The 15,448-nt window shown below is 70.2% G+C and carries 18 protein-coding genes, 3 tRNA genes and 2 pseudogenes; 7 read left to right on the forward strand and 16 right to left on the reverse strand.

The genetic code is table 11. From position 1 onward, the window contains the following. Positions 1-81: 81 nt before the first annotated feature. Complete coding sequence (locus ACZ6TU_RS03250; RefSeq protein ID WP_467672104.1) at positions 82-672, reverse strand: TetR/AcrR family transcriptional regulator; 591 nt, start codon at positions 670-672, stop codon at positions 82-84. 104 nt (positions 673-776) lie between these two features. Here ACZ6TU_RS03250 and ACZ6TU_RS03255 point away from each other — a divergent pair, with 104 nt between their 5' ends. Then, on the forward strand, positions 777-1,409 hold the full coding sequence (locus tag ACZ6TU_RS03255; protein WP_467672106.1) for an NAD(P)-dependent oxidoreductase: 633 nt from the start codon (positions 777-779) through the stop codon (positions 1,407-1,409). Positions 1,410-1,437: 28 nt separating this feature from the next. Here the strand turns inward: ACZ6TU_RS03255 and ACZ6TU_RS03260 are convergent, their stop codons facing one another. From ACZ6TU_RS03260 to ACZ6TU_RS03300, 9 genes are all read right to left on the reverse strand, one after another. Next, positions 1,438-2,493 (reverse strand): UDP-N-acetylmuramate dehydrogenase, encoded by a 1,056-nt coding sequence (locus ACZ6TU_RS03260; RefSeq protein ID WP_467672108.1) that lies wholly within the window; start codon positions 2,491-2,493, stop codon positions 1,438-1,440. Between the two features lie 93 nt (positions 2,494-2,586). Then, the gene (locus ACZ6TU_RS03265; RefSeq protein ID WP_467672110.1) at positions 2,587-2,967 is read right to left on the reverse strand and encodes a DUF3291 domain-containing protein; all 381 of its coding nucleotides are present in this window, start codon (positions 2,965-2,967) and stop codon (positions 2,587-2,589) included. A 27-nt stretch (positions 2,968-2,994) separates the two neighbouring features. After that, the gene (locus ACZ6TU_RS03270) at positions 2,995-4,431 is read right to left on the reverse strand and encodes an MFS transporter (protein ID WP_467672112.1); all 1,437 of its coding nucleotides are present in this window, start codon (positions 4,429-4,431) and stop codon (positions 2,995-2,997) included. Positions 4,432-4,524: 93 nt separating this feature from the next. Beyond that, positions 4,525-5,094: a TetR/AcrR family transcriptional regulator gene (locus ACZ6TU_RS03275; protein ID WP_467672114.1), complete on the reverse strand. Its 570-nt coding sequence runs from the start codon at positions 5,092-5,094 to the stop codon at positions 4,525-4,527. 105 nt (positions 5,095-5,199) lie between these two features. Beyond that, on the reverse strand, positions 5,200-5,628 hold the full coding sequence (locus ACZ6TU_RS03280; RefSeq protein ID WP_467672584.1) for a MaoC family dehydratase: 429 nt from the start codon (positions 5,626-5,628) through the stop codon (positions 5,200-5,202). An 8-nt stretch (positions 5,629-5,636) separates the two neighbouring features. Then, on the reverse strand, positions 5,637-6,089 hold the full coding sequence (locus tag ACZ6TU_RS03285) for an FAS1-like dehydratase domain-containing protein (protein WP_467672116.1): 453 nt from the start codon (positions 6,087-6,089) through the stop codon (positions 5,637-5,639). A gap of 100 nt (positions 6,090-6,189) precedes the next feature. Further along, positions 6,190-6,354 carry a 50S ribosomal protein L33 gene (rpmG, locus tag ACZ6TU_RS03290; RefSeq protein WP_003948671.1) on the reverse strand — a complete coding sequence of 55 codons (165 nt, stop codon included), beginning with the start codon at positions 6,352-6,354 and terminating at the stop codon, positions 6,190-6,192. A gap of 89 nt (positions 6,355-6,443) precedes the next feature. Beyond that, positions 6,444-6,516: transfer RNA gene (locus ACZ6TU_RS03295), tRNA-Met, on the reverse strand. A gap of 47 nt (positions 6,517-6,563) precedes the next feature. Then, positions 6,564-6,636: transfer RNA gene (locus ACZ6TU_RS03300), tRNA-Thr, on the reverse strand. A 235-nt stretch (positions 6,637-6,871) separates the two neighbouring features. Between ACZ6TU_RS03300 and ACZ6TU_RS03305 the strand changes: the two genes are divergently transcribed. Together ACZ6TU_RS03305 and ACZ6TU_RS03310 are read left to right on the forward strand one after the other, a co-directional pair. Then, positions 6,872-8,131, forward strand: coding sequence for an amidohydrolase family protein (locus ACZ6TU_RS03305; RefSeq protein ID WP_467672118.1), 1,260 nt, complete (start codon positions 6,872-6,874; stop codon positions 8,129-8,131). Between the two features lie 77 nt (positions 8,132-8,208). Next, positions 8,209-8,865 carry an NAD(P)H-binding protein gene (locus ACZ6TU_RS03310; protein WP_467672120.1) on the forward strand — a complete coding sequence of 219 codons (657 nt, stop codon included), beginning with the start codon at positions 8,209-8,211 and terminating at the stop codon, positions 8,863-8,865. A 19-nt stretch (positions 8,866-8,884) separates the two neighbouring features. Here ACZ6TU_RS03310 and ACZ6TU_RS03315 read toward each other — a convergent pair whose 3' ends face one another. Both ACZ6TU_RS03315 and ACZ6TU_RS03320 read right to left on the reverse strand, forming a co-directional pair. Next, positions 8,885-9,097 (reverse strand): hypothetical protein, encoded by a 213-nt coding sequence (locus ACZ6TU_RS03315; RefSeq protein WP_020275027.1) that lies wholly within the window; start codon positions 9,095-9,097, stop codon positions 8,885-8,887. Between the two features lie 90 nt (positions 9,098-9,187). Continuing rightward, positions 9,188-9,322 (reverse strand): annotated as a pseudogene (locus ACZ6TU_RS03320) (FAD-dependent monooxygenase); the annotation flags it as partial. A 544-nt stretch (positions 9,323-9,866) separates the two neighbouring features. On the opposite strand from ACZ6TU_RS03320, the gene ACZ6TU_RS03325 reads away from it, so the two are divergent. Together ACZ6TU_RS03325 and ACZ6TU_RS03330 are read left to right on the forward strand one after the other, a co-directional pair. After that, on the forward strand, positions 9,867-10,151 hold the full coding sequence (locus ACZ6TU_RS03325; protein ID WP_467672124.1) for a hypothetical protein: 285 nt from the start codon (positions 9,867-9,869) through the stop codon (positions 10,149-10,151). 488 nt (positions 10,152-10,639) lie between these two features. Further along, positions 10,640-10,822: pseudogene (locus ACZ6TU_RS03330) on the forward strand (site-specific integrase); the annotation flags it as partial. 152 nt (positions 10,823-10,974) lie between these two features. On the opposite strand, the gene ACZ6TU_RS03335 reads toward ACZ6TU_RS03330, so the two are convergent. Then, positions 10,975-11,056: transfer RNA gene (locus ACZ6TU_RS03335), tRNA-Tyr, on the reverse strand. A 222-nt stretch (positions 11,057-11,278) separates the two neighbouring features. On the opposite strand from ACZ6TU_RS03335, the gene ACZ6TU_RS03340 reads away from it, so the two are divergent. Next, positions 11,279-11,767, forward strand: a complete 489-nt coding sequence (locus ACZ6TU_RS03340; RefSeq protein ID WP_020275031.1) for a YajQ family cyclic di-GMP-binding protein — start codon at positions 11,279-11,281, stop codon at positions 11,765-11,767. A gap of 196 nt (positions 11,768-11,963) precedes the next feature. On the opposite strand, the gene ACZ6TU_RS03345 is transcribed toward ACZ6TU_RS03340, so the two are convergent. Next, positions 11,964-12,230: a GlsB/YeaQ/YmgE family stress response membrane protein gene (locus ACZ6TU_RS03345; protein ID WP_467672126.1), complete on the reverse strand. Its 267-nt coding sequence runs from the start codon at positions 12,228-12,230 to the stop codon at positions 11,964-11,966. Positions 12,231-12,437: 207 nt separating this feature from the next. On the opposite strand from ACZ6TU_RS03345, the gene ACZ6TU_RS03350 reads away from it, so the two are divergent. Continuing rightward, positions 12,438-13,694 carry an APC family permease gene (locus tag ACZ6TU_RS03350; protein WP_467672128.1) on the forward strand — a complete coding sequence of 419 codons (1,257 nt, stop codon included), beginning with the start codon at positions 12,438-12,440 and terminating at the stop codon, positions 13,692-13,694. A 296-nt stretch (positions 13,695-13,990) separates the two neighbouring features. Here ACZ6TU_RS03350 and ACZ6TU_RS03355 read toward each other — a convergent pair whose 3' ends face one another. Both ACZ6TU_RS03355 and htpX read right to left on the reverse strand, forming a co-directional pair. After that, positions 13,991-14,383, reverse strand: coding sequence for a YccF domain-containing protein (locus ACZ6TU_RS03355; protein WP_467672130.1), 393 nt, complete (start codon positions 14,381-14,383; stop codon positions 13,991-13,993). Continuing rightward, positions 14,380-15,243, reverse strand: coding sequence for a zinc metalloprotease HtpX (gene htpX / locus ACZ6TU_RS03360; protein ID WP_467672132.1), 864 nt, complete (start codon positions 15,241-15,243; stop codon positions 14,380-14,382). The genes ACZ6TU_RS03355 and htpX overlap by 4 nt, the downstream gene beginning before the upstream one ends. Positions 15,244-15,448: the final 205 nt, after the last annotated feature.

The following is a 15,448-nucleotide window of genomic DNA, read 5'->3' on the forward strand; positions in this document are numbered from 1 at the left end:
AAGCACCGCTACGTCTGCCTCCGCACCGCGACCGCCGCAGCCCTCACCATCCGGCTCCGAACATGACCGGCCGGACAAGTCCTAGTCGGCGATGCCGGCCAGCAACGTGCGGGCCAGCCTCGCGGCGAACGCGTCCACGGACGGTCCTCCTGCCTCCGTCGCGTCGTACGCGAACGCCCGCTGCGCGCACGCCCCCATCAACAGCGAGGCCGCGGCAAAGGTGTCGGCGTCCGCCCTGACCCGCCCGGCGTCCTGTTCCGCCCGCAGATACGCGGCCAACCCCTCGATCGGGAGATGCGGCCCCTTCCCCATCTCCCGCATCACCTCGTCATGCCGCCGCTTCAACTGGGTCTCGGCGTACAGCGACGCCGCGATCGGAAAGCTCTGCTCATAGAACAAGGCCGCCTGACTCGCGATCTCCGTGAGGTTCGCCTCCAGCGCACCCCGGCCCGGCTCGGCGGCCAGCCCGTGCAGCAGCGGCGCCAGTTGCGGCAGCCGTTCCGTGAGGACGCGGATGAACAGTTCCTCCTTGCTCGCGAAGTGCTTGTAGAGCGCGGCCTCGGAGCAGCCGGCGGCCCGGGCGATCTCCTTCGTCGTGGCGCGGGCGAGTCCGACGGTCAGCATCAACTGGTGTGCGGCGTCCAGAAGGCGCTCCCGGGTCGGTGGCTGCATGACTGCTTCCTAAAGTCCTTGACGAGTGGGTGAGTACTTACTCACCCTAGGGGAAACAAGGGGTGAGTAAGTACTCACCCACCGATCGGCAGGGGGAGTTCGCCATGAAGCTGACTGTTTTCGGTGCCACCGGCGGCGTCGGACAGGAGATCGTGCGGCAGGCGCTGGGGGCAGGTCACCAGGTCACTGCGGTCGTACGCGATCCTGCCCGGCTGACCGTGACCGGCCCGGGCCTGGACGTGTTCCGGGCGGACCTGGCCGATGCGGAGGCGGTGCGTCCGGCAGTGGCCGGGAGGGACGCCGTGCTGTCGGGGCTCGGTGCCCGCAGCCGCAAGTACGCCGGAGACGCGACCCGGCTGACGCGTACGGTGCTGGGCGCCATGGAGGCGGCGGGCGTCCGGCGGCTGCTGGCGATCAGCGCCGCCCCGATCGGGCCCGTGCCCGAGGGGGACGGGGCCCTCGACCGTGTCGCGCGCAGCGTCGTCTCCAGGATCTACAAGGACGTCTACTCCGACCTGCGCGCGATGGAGGCGGAGATCGCCGGCAGTGCCACCGACTGGACCGTGGTGCGACCACCGAAGCTGCTGAACCGGCCGGTCAGCGGGATGTACCGGGCGGTCGTCGGGGGAACCCCGCCGAAGGGCCGCTCCCTGGGACGCGCCGATGTGGCGCACGCGATGCTGGGGATGGTCGACGACGCGGCCACCGTGAAGCAGGGCGTGGGACTCGCCTACTAGATGTATTGATCACGAGCGTTCAATACAACTAGAGGCTGACCCCGATCGTCACCGGCTCGTTGACCAGCGTGATCCCGAAGGCCTCGCGGACTCCGGCCACGACCTCGCGGGCCAGGGCGAGCAGGTCCTCCGTGGTCGCGGTGCCCCGGTTGGTCAGGGCCAGGGTGTGCTTCGTGGAGATACGGGCCGGCCCGTCGCCGTAGCCCTTGGTGAAGCCCGCCTTGTCGATCAGCCAGGCCGCGGAGGTCTTGGTGTGGCCCTCCCCCGCGGGGTACGCGGGCGGCTCCACGCCCTCGCCGAGGCGCTCACGCACGCGTGCGCGGAACGTCGCGAAGTCGGCGTCCCTGAGGATCGGGTTGGTGAAGAAGGAACCGGCCGACCAGGTGTCGTGGTCCTCGGGGTCGAGGACCATGCCCTTGCCGGCGCGCAGCTTGAGCACGGTGTCACGGGCCGAGGCGAGCGGGACGCGGTCGCCGGCTGCGACGCCGAGGGCGCGGGCCGTCTCGGCGTACCTGAGGGGGGCGGAGAGGCCGTCGGCGTCCTCCAGGGAGAAGCGGACGCGCAGGACCACGTATCGCTCCGGGTCGGACTTGAAGCGGCTGTGGCGGTAGGAGAAGGCGCAGTCCTCGTTGGCCAGGGTGACCGTCTCGCCGGTCCGGCGGTCGTAGGCGACGACCTCGGTGATCGTCGAGGAGACCTCCTGGCCGTACGCCCCGACGTTCTGGATGGGGGTCGCGCCCGCCGAGCCGGGGATCCCGGCCAGGCACTCGATGCCGGCCAGACCCGCCTCGACCGTGCGGGCGACGGCGTCGGTCCACACCTCGCCTGCGGCCAGCTCCAGCCTCGTGCCGTCGAGGGAGTAGCCCTTGGTGGCGATGACGAGGGCGGTGCCCTCGAAGCCCTTGTCGCCGATGACCAGGTTCGAGCCGCCGCCGATGAGCAGCAGCGGGGTGCCCGCCTCGTCGGCTTCGCGTACGACGGCGATCACCTCGTCGTCCGTCGTCGCGGTGACCAGCCGGGTCGCGGGGCCGCCCAGCCGGAAGGTGGTCAGCGGGGCGAGGGGGGCGTCGTGGAGTTCCTGCACGGGCTCAAGAGTACGAGACGGCACCGACAGGCTCCGGCGCGCATGGGTGCGGCCCCCGTCCGGAAGACGGGGGCCGCACGCGCGTGGTGTCGTTCAGGGCAGGCGTCGGAACGCCTCGGACCAGGAGAGCGGGAGGTCGTCGCTCCTCGCCTGCCATGTGGTGAAGCTCGCGTCCCTCATCTGCGGGGCGAGGCCCCGGGCGGCGGGGCCGTGGGCGCCCGTGCGGACGAAGTCCTGGAGTGCTGCCTTCGACTCCCAGACGGACAGCGTCCAGAAGGTCCGTTTGAGGGGCTTCGCCTTCAGTGTCGCCCCGTAGACGCCGGGACTGCGGCGCACCTGGCGCCAGACGGCGGGCGTACCGGCGAGGAACTTCAGCGCTCCCCACAGGGTGCGCGTCTCGAACCGGGAGGCGAAGACGTGCACCTCGGTGTCGCGGGGCGGGGTGTTCGGGACGGTCCAGGGAAGGGTGGGCATGACCGTTCCTCCTTCGGGTCGTCGGGGTCAGAGGGCCGCGGTCTCCAGGAGGGGCGCCGGTTCGGCCGGGGCGGCCTGCCGCTCGGTGCGTCGGCGGGTCGGGATCAGCAGGGCCGCGACGCCCGCGAGGGCGACCACCGCGGAGCCCGTCGCCAGAGCCGGCCGCATGCCGTCGACGAAGGTCTGTCCGGTCTCGTATCCGCCCTGCGCCGCGAAGATCGACGCCATGACGGCGATGCCGAGCGCTCCGCCCACCTCGCGCAGGGCGTTGTTGGCACCGGAGGCGACGCCCTGCTCCTGGGGCCGGACGCTGGACATCACCAGGTGCGAGGCGGGCGCGAAGAACAGGGCCATGCCGATGCCGCTGATGACCAGGGCGGGCAACTGGGCCGCGTAGGAGGCGTCCGCCGTGGCCACGACCGACATGTAGCCGAGGCCCAGGGCCTGGAGGAAGAGGCCCGCGGCGACGACCGGGCGGCCGCCGATGCGGTCGGCGAGGATGCCGGCGATCGGTGCGACGAGCATGGGCATGCCCGTCCAGGGGAGCATGCGCAGGCCCGCCTCGGTGGGCGAGTAGCCGAGGACGCCCTGCATGTACTGGCTGAGCAGGAAGATCGACCCGAACATCCCGAGGAACATCAGCAGGCTCGCGACGTTGATGCCGGCGAAGGCCCGGGAGCGGAACAGCCGCATCGGGAGCATCGGGTTCTTGTTGTGGATGCCGTGGTGCACGAAGCCCCCGAGCAGCGCGGCGCCCGCGATCAGGCCGGTGAGGACCAGGGAGCCGGTCCAGCCGTCGACGGGGCCGCGGACCAGGCCGTAGACGATGCCGAAGAGGCCGCCGCTGGCGAGCAGGGTGCCGGGGATGTCGAGCGGGGCGCCGGTGCCGTGGGACTCGGCGAGGCGGAGGCGGGCGAGCGGCAGCAGGGCCAGGCCCAGCGGGACGTTCAGCCAGAAGATCCACTGCCAGGAGATGTGTTCGGTGAGGGTGCCGCCGACCAGCGGCCCGGAGGCGACGGCGAGTCCGTTGACGGCTCCCCATATGCCGTACGCCATGCCCCGCTTGGCGGCGGGCACGGCCGCGGTGAGCAGGGTGAGCGTCAGGGGCATCATCACGGCCGCGCCGGCTCCCTGGACCGCGCGGGCGGCGATGAGGGAGTCGATGCCGGGCGCCATGGCCGCCGCGGCGGAGGCGCCGGTGAAGACGGCGAGCCCGGCGATGAAGAGCCGGCGGCGGCCGAACCGGTCGCCGAGGGCCGCGCCGAACATCAGCAGGACGGCGAAGGTGAGCGTGTAGGCGCTCACAGTCCATTCCAGATCGTGCAGGCCTCCGCCGAGGTCCTCGCGGATGGAGGGCAGGGCGGTGGTGACGACGAGGTTGTCGAGGGCCGCCATGAAGCCGGCGACGCTGGTGATGACGAGGGCCCAGGCGGCTCCCCCGCGGCGTGCGGTCTGCTGTGGCATCTCTCCCCCAGAGAGGTGAATCGCTTGATCAATTAGTTATTGATTACTAACTTTCGCGCACATGAAAAGGCGCAGTCGTGCACCCTTCCCCGCTCATTTCTCCAGCCGGCCCTTGAACCTCGCCGACGGATACATCCCCTCCCAGACGCGATGCCCGGGAGGAAAACCCATGCCCACCAGGCAGTTGATGAGCATCCCGTGGGCCAGGAAGGTCGTCGTCTCGTTGACGTCGGCCCCCAGGGGCAGGTGGACGGTGTCCCACAGCCGCATCCAGCCGGCGCGGACCGTCTCGCCGAACTCGCAGTCACCCTCCTGCTCGGCGGCCGCGACGGCGACGTACACCTGCATCTGCATCATCAAGCGCTCCGGGCGCTCGGCGATGACCTTGGTGTACGCGTTCGCCATGGCGTGCAGGGCCTCTTCGCCCCGCAGACCCTCGGAGGCCTCCGCGAAGGTGCGAATGGTGTCCTCGACACAGCGCTCCGCAGCCGCCAGGAAGATCGCCTTCTTACCCGGGAAGAGCCGGAAGAGGTACGGCTGCGAGACACCGACCCGCCGGGCGATCGCCTCGGTCGATGTGCCGTGATAGCCGCCGCGCGCGAACTCGGTCGTCGCCGCACGGATGACGCTCTCGCGCCGCTCTTCCGCACTCATCCTGACCATGCGGCTAAGTTAGTACTCAATCACTAACTAAGTCAAGCGGCTCCGCGAGCGTCATGAGCAAGGGGCGCTCCGCACTGGAGAACGCCCCTCACCTCGAACAGCCGTCTAGGCCAGCCGTACGACCGCCCGCGACATGCCCAGCACTTTCTGCCCGGCGCTCGTCACCGTGAGGTCCACGCGGACCGTGTTGTCGTCGAGCTTGGCCGCGACCTTGCCGCCGACCTCGATCACGGCGCCCTGGTCGTCGTTCGGGACGACGACGGGCTTGGTGAAGCGGACGCCGTACTCGACGACCGCACCCGGGTCGCCGACCCAGTCGGTGACCACACGGATCGCCTCGGCCATGGTGAACATGCCGTGCGCGATGACGTCCGGCAGGCCGACCTCCTTGGCGAACTTCTCGTTCCAGTGGATCGGGTTGAAGTCGCCGGAGGCGCCCGCGTACTGGACGAGGGTCGCGCGGGTCACGGGGAAGGTCTGCACGGGCAGTTCGGTGCCGACCTCGACATCGGAGTAGGAGATCTTCGCCGTCATGGGATCGCTCACACCTCCTCGGCCGCACGGGCCACGAGCTTGGTCCAGGCGGTCACGACGTGCTCGCCGGCCTCGTCGTGGACCTCGCCGCGGACGTCCAGGATGTCGTTGCCCGCGAGGGACTTGATCGCCTCGATGGTGGAGGTGACCGTGAGCCGGTCACCGACACGGACCGGGCGGCGGTAGGCGAACTTCTGGTCGCCGTGCACCACTCGGCTGTAGTCCAGGCCGAGCTGAGGGTCCTGGACGACTTGCCCGGCGGCCTTGAACGTGATCGAGAAGACGAAGGTCGGGGGTGCGATCACGTCGGGGTGGCCGAGCGCCTTGGCGGCCTCCGCGTCCGTGTACGCCGGGTTGGTGTCCCCGACCGCCTCGGCGAACTCACGGATCTTCTCCCGCCCCACCTCGTAGGGCTCGGTGGGCGGGTACGTCCGCCCCACGAAGGACTGGTCGAGCGCCATGGCCCGGCACCTCCTGGTTCCGCTACTGAACGGTACGGGTCATTCAACGACGCGAGGCCGCCCCCGATCACTCGGGAACGGCCTCGTGTACGAGCCTGATTTATCGCGTTTCGCGGTGCGCGGTGTGCGCGTTGCAACGCGGGCAGTGCTTCTTCATCTCAAGACGGTCCGGGTTGTTACGCCGGTTCTTCTTGGTGATGTAGTTCCGCTCCTTGCACTCCACGCAGGCCAGCGTGATCTTCGGGCGGACGTCGGTGGCAGCCACGTGAGTGCTCCTAAGACGAACGGATGGACTGTATTAACGCAAGAAGAGTAGCCGATCGAAGGACCGACCCCGCAATCGGCTACTGTCAGTAGCGGTGACCGGACTTGAACCGGTGACACAGCGATTATGAGCCGCTTGCTCTACCGACTGAGCTACACCGCTTTGATGTGATCGGGCCCCCGCCTCGCGACGGGAACCGTTCACACCAGAGCCCCAAAACGGAATCGAACCGTTGACCTTCTCCTTACCATGGAGACGCTCTGCCGACTGAGCTATTGGGGCGAGCGATGAAGACATTACACGCTCCGCCGCCGTTCGCCCAAATCCGTTTCGGGTACCCGCCCGGGACGCGCGCACCGTCCTCCCGGCAGCCTCGCGCATGCCTCTCGCACCGCACAGCGGACCACGCCGGTACGACTATTGCGCTCCTCCCCGCGACGGGCGGGAGGCCGTCCTAGGCTCGACTCACTCTGAGTGATCATGCGTCCCGCGTGCGCAGCCGAGCCCCAGGAGCGCGATGCCCGACAGCCAGCCGCAGCCACCGCCGCCTCCGTCGTCCTCGCCGGGTCCGGCCGACCCGTCGTCGCTGCTGCTGTGCGGGGCGCGGCTCACCGATGGCCGGACCGTGGACGTACGGCTGGGCGGGGGGCGTATCGAGGCGGTCGGTACGGCCGGCAGCCTGGCGGCGGGCGGCACGCACGCGTGCGGCGCGCGAGTGGATCTCGGCGGCTATCTGCTGCTGCCGGCCCCGGCCGAGCCGCACGCCCATGCCGACACGGCACTGTCGGCCGACGCCGAGGGCCCGGTCTCGTACGAGCCCCAGGACGTCCAGCGCCGGGCGACCGAGGCCGCGCTGCTCCAGCTCGGGCACGGGGCGACGGCGGTGCGGGCCCATGTGCGCGTGGGGGACGTGCAGGGGCTGGGCGCGCTGGCGGCCGTGTTGCAGGCGCGGCGGGCGCTGCGGGGGCTGGCCGAGCTGACGACGGTGGCGATGCCCCGGGTGCTGACCGGGGTGGCCGGGGCGGACGGGCTGGCGGTGCTGCGGGACGCGGTGAAGATGGGCGCCTCGGTGGTGGGCGGCAGGCCGGATCTCGACCCGGATCCGACGGGGTACGTGGAGGCGGTCCTGGAGGTGGCCTCCGAGCACGGCTGCCCCGTCGACCTGCACACGGACGCCGGGGATCCGGCGCGGCTGGCCCGGCTCGCGGCGATGGCGGGCGGACTGCGTCCCGGGGTGACCCTCAGCCCGTGCGGTGATCTGGGCCGGATGCCCTCCCCGGTGGCCTCGCGGACCGCGGACCAACTGGCGGCGGCCGGGGTGACGGTCGTGTGCCTGCCGCAGGGCGGCTGCGGTGGCGTGGACCGGCGGGGCGCGGCCCCGGTACGGCTGCTGCGCGCGGCCGGGGTGCGGGTGGCCGCCGGGAGCGGGGCACTGCGGGACGTGTCGAACCCCGTGGGGCGCGGCGACCCGCTGGAGGCGGCGTTCCTGCTCGCCTCCCGCTACGGCCTCTCGCCCGAGGAGGCGTACGACGCGGTGAGCGGGTCGGCGCGGGCGGTGCTGGGGCTGCCGGAGGTGCGGGTGGAGGCGGGTTTCCCGGCCGAGTTGCTCGCGGTGCGCGGGGACCGGCTGGCGGGGGCGCTGTCACTGGCGTACAGCCGAGTGGTGGTGCACCGGGGGCGCGTGGTGGCGCGGACCAGCGCGGTGCGGGACTACTGCAGTTCGGCGGCTTCGGTGGAGCTGGGGCTGCCGCGGCAGGGGCGGGGGCAGTTGTCGTAGGGCCCGTGGCGGGTGGGCGTCGGGGTGTGGCTCAAGCCGTGCGGCGAATGGGGCTGTCCGGGCGTACGGTCGAAGGCATGCGTACTGTCATCGCTGGTGGTCATGGTCAGATCGCGCTGCGGCTGGAGCGGCTGCTCGCAGCGCGCGGGGACGAGGTCGCGGGGATCATCCGCAAGGCTGAACAGGCCGACGATCTGCGGGAGGCCGGTGCCGAACCGGTCGTGCTCGACCTGGAGTCGGCGTCCGTGGACGAGGTCGCGGAGCGGTTGCGGGGTGCCGACGCGGCCGTGTTCGCGGCGGGCGCGGGCCCGGGCAGCGGGGCGGCCCGCAAGGACACGGTGGACAAGGCAGCGGCGGTCCTCTTCGCGGACGCGGCGGTGAAGGCGGGCGTACGGCGCTTCGTGATCGTGTCGTCCATGGGCGCCGACCCGCAGCATCAGGGCGACGAGATCTTCGACGTGTACCTGCGCGCCAAGGGCGAGGCGGACGCGTACGTGCGCGGTCTGGCCGCCCTGGACTGGACGATTCTGCGCCCCGGTCAGCTCACCGACGATGCCGGCACCGGCCTCGTACGCCTGGAGGCGCACACGGGCCGCGGCCCGATCCCGCGCGACGACGTGGCCGCCGTGTTGGCGGAGCTGGTGGACACCCCTGCGACGGCGGGCCTCACGCTGGAGCTGATCAGCGGGCCGGCTCCGGTGTCCGTGGCTGTGAAGTCGGTGGCGGGCAACTGACGGCGCCGGGAGCCCGCCTCTAGAACAGGGGCAGTTGTCCCGGGAAGTCGGGGACCGCGTAGCCGTCCAGGGAGGGCTGTTCCGGGCCGGGCCGGGCCTGGCGGCGGGAGCCCGGGCACGAGGTGAGTTCGCCGTGTTCCCGGGCACCGGGCGGGTCGTGGCGCGCGTACCGCCCGGCGACGACGGCGATCTCGCGACGGCACTCGGGGCAGGTTCTGCGACGGGAGGACATGGGGCCAGTGTGCCGCGCGTGCGGCCCGCGTATGCCTGTTGCCCGCGCCGTTCGTCTCGTCCATCCCCCGCCCCCGTGGTCTCCTCCGTTCCCTCGCCCCGCGGCCTCCTGCCCGGTCGGTTCGGCCAGCTTCTCCAGCACGACCACGTGCACTCCGCGCAGCCGCAGTTCGCCGGCCGGCATCATCCCGGTCGGTCCCCCGCCGACCACGATCACGGCCACCATCACGGCTCCCAATTTCCCCGATTTTGGCTTCGGCCGGCGATTTCCTCGCTTTCCCGCTTTCCCGCTTTCTTGTTTTCTTGTTTTCTTGCTTTCTGCGACTTGTCTGTCTTTTGGCGTGAGCGGGTGTTGCCGTCGCATCGCTGCACCAGGCCCCAGGTGATCATTCCCATGGGATCTCGTGTGCCCGAGGTGAGAGCCCCGGTGGCGGCAGCGCCGTGGTGCTGGCGGCCAACGACGGCGACGAGACGGGGCCGACGGTGGTCGTCGTGCGCAGGGCTCGCGTGAACCCCACCCCCTGAATGGGTGCGCGGACAGATTTCCTCGCCGAAGTGAACTCGCGACAGCTGTCCGGACAAGAATGGTGATGCCGGCGAGCTGACAGGAAGTCAATTTTCGGTTGTTGCCGGAAAAAGCCCGACCAACCTCTCCTCTCCGTGCAACGGCCGTAGCACCATGGGCGGAGCTCGGCGCCGACGCGGCACGGGCTCGATCTATCGACACCGGGAGTGACCAGCGGGTTCCCTGTATTCGGCCGAGGTCCTGTGTGCTCGACGCCGAGCACGACCGCTTCCTGCAGACTCAGCTCTCCGGCCAACTGGAAGCTCAACAGGACACCATCCTGGCTGAATTCAGGAAGCTGAACACCCGCCACCTCCCTCTGCGGGACTACGCGCCCACCCAGGAATATCGCGGCAACCGCTTCAGCGCCGGTCTGACCGCTTCCTTGGAGGCGTCCGGCAGTTACACCTTCCGAGGGGCGAGCGCGAAATACGTTCCCCTGGGGACAAACGCAATGGAGACCGCATCACCAGGGTTCGGGTCGTGGTGATCGACCCTCAGTCCGATGACGCCCTGTCATCCGCAACCCCGTCCGGGTGGAGATCGGGCTGAGCGTCGCTGCCTCCTCCGTCGTGCGAGTGGAGATGTTCGACAGCGACGTGCACGTCTCGGTCTACAACATGGAGACGGGCTTGCGTCCCCATTTCCCCTGAACCCAGCGCTACTCGAACGAGTCCCTCGTCTACATGCTTCAGCGCCTGGAGGGCGAGCGGGCCTGCGGCCTGTGTGGAAACGCAGCAAGCGGGCGAAGTTCCTGCGGGGCGCATGGGGTGTGCTGGGCGGAGAAGCGGGACGAGTGGACCGACTTCGAGAAGTGATGGAGCACCATCCCCGTTTTCCTGGGGCTCGGCTTCCGAAAGGCCGCCACCGGCTGACGGACGACGACGGGGCGACACACGCCCGGTGGTAGGCCCCGGTGGTAGGCAACGTGTCGGAGGCAGGGCCCTCGTCAGGCCCCTCTCCGACGCCATCACGACTCCATATGACCTTCGTCACGCCGGGGTGTCCACATGGCTCAGCTCCGGTGTCGAGCCTCAGCTTGTCGCCGAGCGGGCCGGCCACAGTGCGGCCGTGCTGTTCCGGGTGTACGCCAAGCTCCTGAAGGACGGAGACGAGACGGCGAAGGCCAAGCTCTCCGTGCGCCTGAGCGAGCACGGCTGAACGATGCGGACGGCCGCCCACGGCCCGTCCACGCAGCCCGAGAAAGGGCGGTCGAACGCGAGGCACAGCGAGACAGCGCTTATCTCGCGACCGCATGACGAAGGGCCCGTGACCTGCTGTGTTCGCAGGTCACGGGCCCTTCGTTTCCCGTGTGGCGGCGCCAGGATTCGAACCTGGGAAGGCTGAGCCGGCAGATTTACAGTCTGCTCCCTTTGGCCGCTCGGGCACACCGCCGGGGTTGCTGCCCGTCGAACCGCCTTCTTCGGCGGCGCTCCGTGGCAACGACGTAAACAATACCTGATGTGGAGGGGTGCTTCGCCACCCGATTGATCGGCGCCCGGAGGGCAGGGGGTGGCTAGGCTTGTCCGGATGCGGCCCGGGATCCGAACAGGCCCGGCGGCCGCCCACGTACGCCGGTACGCACGACACGCACCCCGATACAAGGAGCCACAGGACATGGCCGACTCCAGTTTCGACATCGTCTCGAAGGTCGAGCGGCAGGAGGTCGACAACGCACTCAACCAGGCCGCCAAGGAGATCTCGCAGCGCTACGACTTCAAGGGCGTGGGTGCCTCGATCTCGTGGTCCGGCGAGAACATCCTCATGGAGGCGAACTCCGAGGACCGGGTGAAGGCCATCCTCGACGTCTTCCAGTCCAAGCTGATCAAGCGCGGCATCTCGCTGAAGGCTCTGGACGCGGGCGAGCCCCAGCTCTCCGGCAAGGAGTACAAGATCTTCGCGTCGATCAAGGAGGGCATCTCCCAGGAGAACGCGAAGAAGGTGGCGAAGACCATCCGCGACGAGGGCCCGAAGGGCGTGAAGGCGCAGGTGCAGGGCGAGGAGCTGCGGGTGAGCTCCAAGAGCCGTGACGATCTTCAGGCCGTCATCACCCTGCTGAAGGGCAAGGACTTCGACTTCGCCATGCAGTTCGTGAACTACCGGTAGGTCCTCGGGTCCTCGGGGCTCCCGGTCTGCACGGGCGGGCTCCCGGTCTGCATGGTCACGAGGAAGGGTGGGCACCTGCTGGGTGCCCACCCTTCTCGCCTGCTGGCTGCGGTCGATGGGCGCGTGCCGGGCACGGGCGGTGTGGCGCGCCGGCCACCGGCGGTGGGCGCACGCCGGCCGTGGGCCGTGCGCGCGGTCAGTCGCGTGAGTTGCCGAACACGAGGCGGTAGGCGATCAGGAGGACGAGCGATCCGCCGATCGCCGCGGCCCAGGTCGCGCCGTCGTAGAAGTTCTTGGTGATCGGGTGGTCCATCCAGCGGGCCGATATCCAGCCGCCGATGAAAGCACCCGCGATGCCGATCAGAGTTGTGCCGATGAGGCCGCCCGGGTCGCGCCCCGGCAGCAGGAACTTAGCGATGGCTCCGGCCAACAGTCCCAGGAGGATCCAGCTGATGATGGTCATGCCGTGAACCTGCCCTTTCACGCTGTGCCCGCACTGTCCCGGCCATGTGATCTTGCTCCCGGCAGGCCGCGCTCGTGCGTCGTGCGTCGTGCATCGTACGCCGGGCGTTCCGCGTGCGTCGTCCTTGTCGCGCGCGTTCACGCCGCCTTGGTGGGGAGGACGCCCTGGCGGCACCCGCCGGTTGCACTGATCAGTAGGGTGCGGTGCATGACAGCCTCCGCTTCTGGACTGCGCCGCACCCTCGGCGTCGGGGACGCCGTCGTCGTCGGACTCGGCTCGATGGTGGGAGCCGGGATCTTCGCCGCCCTCGCGCCCGCGGCGCACGCGGCCGGTTCCGGGCTGCTCCTCGGGCTCGCCGTCGCCGCCGTGGTCGCGTACTGCAACGCCACGTCGTCGGCTCGCCTCGCCGCCCTGTATCCGGCCTCGGGCGGTACTTACGTGTACGGGCGTGAGCGGCTCGGGGAGTTCTGGGGGTATCTCGCGGGCTGGTCGTTCGTGGTCGGGAAGACGGCCTCCTGTGCGGCTATGGCGCTCACCGTGGGCACGTACGTCTGGCCGGGGCAGGCGCATGCTGTGGCGGTCGCGGCTGTGGTGGCGCTGACCGCGGTGAACTACGGCGGTGTCCAGAAGTCCGCGTGGCTGACGCGGGTGATCGTGGCGGTGGTCCTTGCTGTCCTCGCGGCCGTGGTGGTCGGGTGTCTGGTGTCCGGCGAGGCCGATGCCGGGCGGCTTGCCATCGGGGCCTCGGACGGTGCCGGCGGTGTACTTCAGGCGGCCGGTCTGCTGTTCTTCGCGTTCGCCGGGTACGCCCGGATCGCGACCCTCGGTGAGGAGGTACGCGACCCGGCGCGCACCATTCCGCGCGCGATTCCGCTGGCGTTGGGCATCGCGCTGGTGGTGTACGCGGGTGTGGCGGTGGCTGTCCTTTCGGTGCTGGGGTCGGACGGGCTCGGGGACGCGACCGCGCCGCTGGCCGACGCTGTGCGGGCGGCCGGGATGCCCTGGCTAGTGCCGGTGGTGCGGATCGGTGCGGCCGTGGCCGCTCTGGGGTCGCTGCTCGCCCTGATCCTGGGTGTCTCGCGGACGACACTGGCCATGGCCCGGGACCGGCATCTGCCGGGCGCACTGGCGGCCGTGCATCCGCGGTTCCAGGTGCCGCACCGGGCGGAGCTGGCCGTGGGTGCGGTGGTCGCGGTCCTGGCCGCCACGGTGGACGTCCGGGGCGCGATCGGGTTCTCCTCCTTCGGGGTGCTGGCGTACTACGCGGTGGCCAACGCGTCGGCCTGGACGCTGGATTCGGCGCCTGCGGCGCGGGTGGTGCCGGTGGTCGGGCTGGTGGGGTGCGCGGTGCTGGCCATCTCGCTGCCGGGGGTTTCGGTGGTCGTGGGCGCGGGTGTGCTGGTGGTGGGGGCGGTTGCGTACGGAGTGCGGCGAGTGGTGCGGACGGGGGCCGGGAACGAGTAGGGCTGCAGTTTTACCTGTGGTCTGCCTGTGGTCGGGGGCTTCCTGGCTGCGATCGCGGTCTCTTGACTGCTGCCGGGCCCCGCTGCGGTTGCTGCCGGTCAGGGGTCTCTCACCGGGCCGGCCGGCCCGGGAGGTGAAGTCCAACCACGCGGGCAGGTGTTGTGGGCCTTGGCCGTCACTCGTGTCGGCAACTGCTCGATCGCGGTCATGGGTTCATGATGCAGGCCGCCACCGACAGCCGGGCGGGCCTGTGGATAACCCGTGGCCTGGGGAAACCGGACGGCGTTGCCCCGCCGTCAGCGCACCGCGAACGGCTCGTTCGTCCGCTCGATGTCGCGGCCCAGCGGGAGCAGCGATACCGGGATGAGCTTGAAGTTGGCGACGCCGAGCGGGATGCCGATGATCGTGACGCACAGCGCGATGCCGGTGACGATATGGCCGAGGGCCAGCCACCAGCCGGCGAGTACCAGCCACAGCACGTTGCCCACGCAGGACGGCGCGCCCGCGTCACGGCGCTCGACCGTCGTGTACCCGAAGGGCCACAGGGCGTAGACGCCGATGCGGAAGGCCGCGATGCCGAACGGGATGCCGATGATGGTGATACAGAGGAGCAGGCCCGCGACCATGTAGGCGAGGAAGAGCCAGAAGCCGCTCAGGACGAGCCATATGACGTTCAGGATGGTCTTCACTGGTTCCCACCTGCCATCTTCTCGAGTCGGGCGATGCGGTCCGCCATCGGCGGGTGCGTGGAGAACATCTTCGAAAGACCCTGGCCGGGCCGGAACGGGTTCGCGATCATCATGTGGCTGGCGGTCTCGATGCGCGGCTCGGGCGGCAGCGGGAGCTGCTTGGTGCCGAGTTCGAGCTTGCGCAGGGCGCTGGCCAGGGCGAGCGGGTCGCCGGTGAGCTGGGCGCCGGAGGCGTCCGCCTGGTACTCCCGGGAGCGGCTGATGGCCAGTTGGATGAGAGAGGCGGCCAGCGGGCCCAGGAACATGATTAGCAGCATGCCGAGCAGACCGGGGCCGTCGTCGTCGTCCGAGCGCCCGATCGGGATCAGCCAGGCGAAGTTGACCAGGAACATGATCACGGAGGCGAGGGCACCGGCGACCGACGAGATGAGGATGTCGCGGTTGTAGACATGGCTGAGCTCGTGTCCGATGACGCCCCGCAGCTCGCGTTCGTCCAGGAGGCGCAGGATGCCGTCGGTGCAGCATACGGCGGCGTTGCGCGGGTTGCGGCCCGTGGCGAAGGCGTTGGGCGCCTCCGTCGGGGAGATGTACAGGCGCGGCATGGGCTGGCGGGCCTGCGTGGAGAGCTCGCGGACCATCCGGTAGAGCCCAGGGGCCTCGAACTCGCTCACCGGGCGGGCGCGCATCGCGCGAAGGGCCAGCTTGTCGCTGTTCCAGTACGCGTACGCGTTGGTGGCCAGCGCTACCAGGACGGCGATGACGAGCCCCATGCGGCCGAAGAAGCTGCCGATGACGATGATGAGTGCGGACAGTCCTCCGAGGAGGACTGCTGTCCTGAGCCCGTTGTGCCGGCGGTGCACGGTACGCCCTCCAAGTGGTGCGGCAGGGGGACCCTTGCTTGCTGATCTGCGGTGCCACTGGTGCCGTGATGTCACGTCCAGTGGACCCTCCCGTACTGGTCAACGCCAGGCGGGAAGCACTAGTTCCCTTGTGCGCGCGGCGGCGGGTGTGGCCCCGTTCGGGTGAACGGCGCCGTGACGCGGCACGCGCGCATGGAGGACCGGG

The organism is Streptomyces sp. NPDC052064, assembly GCF_055585925.1.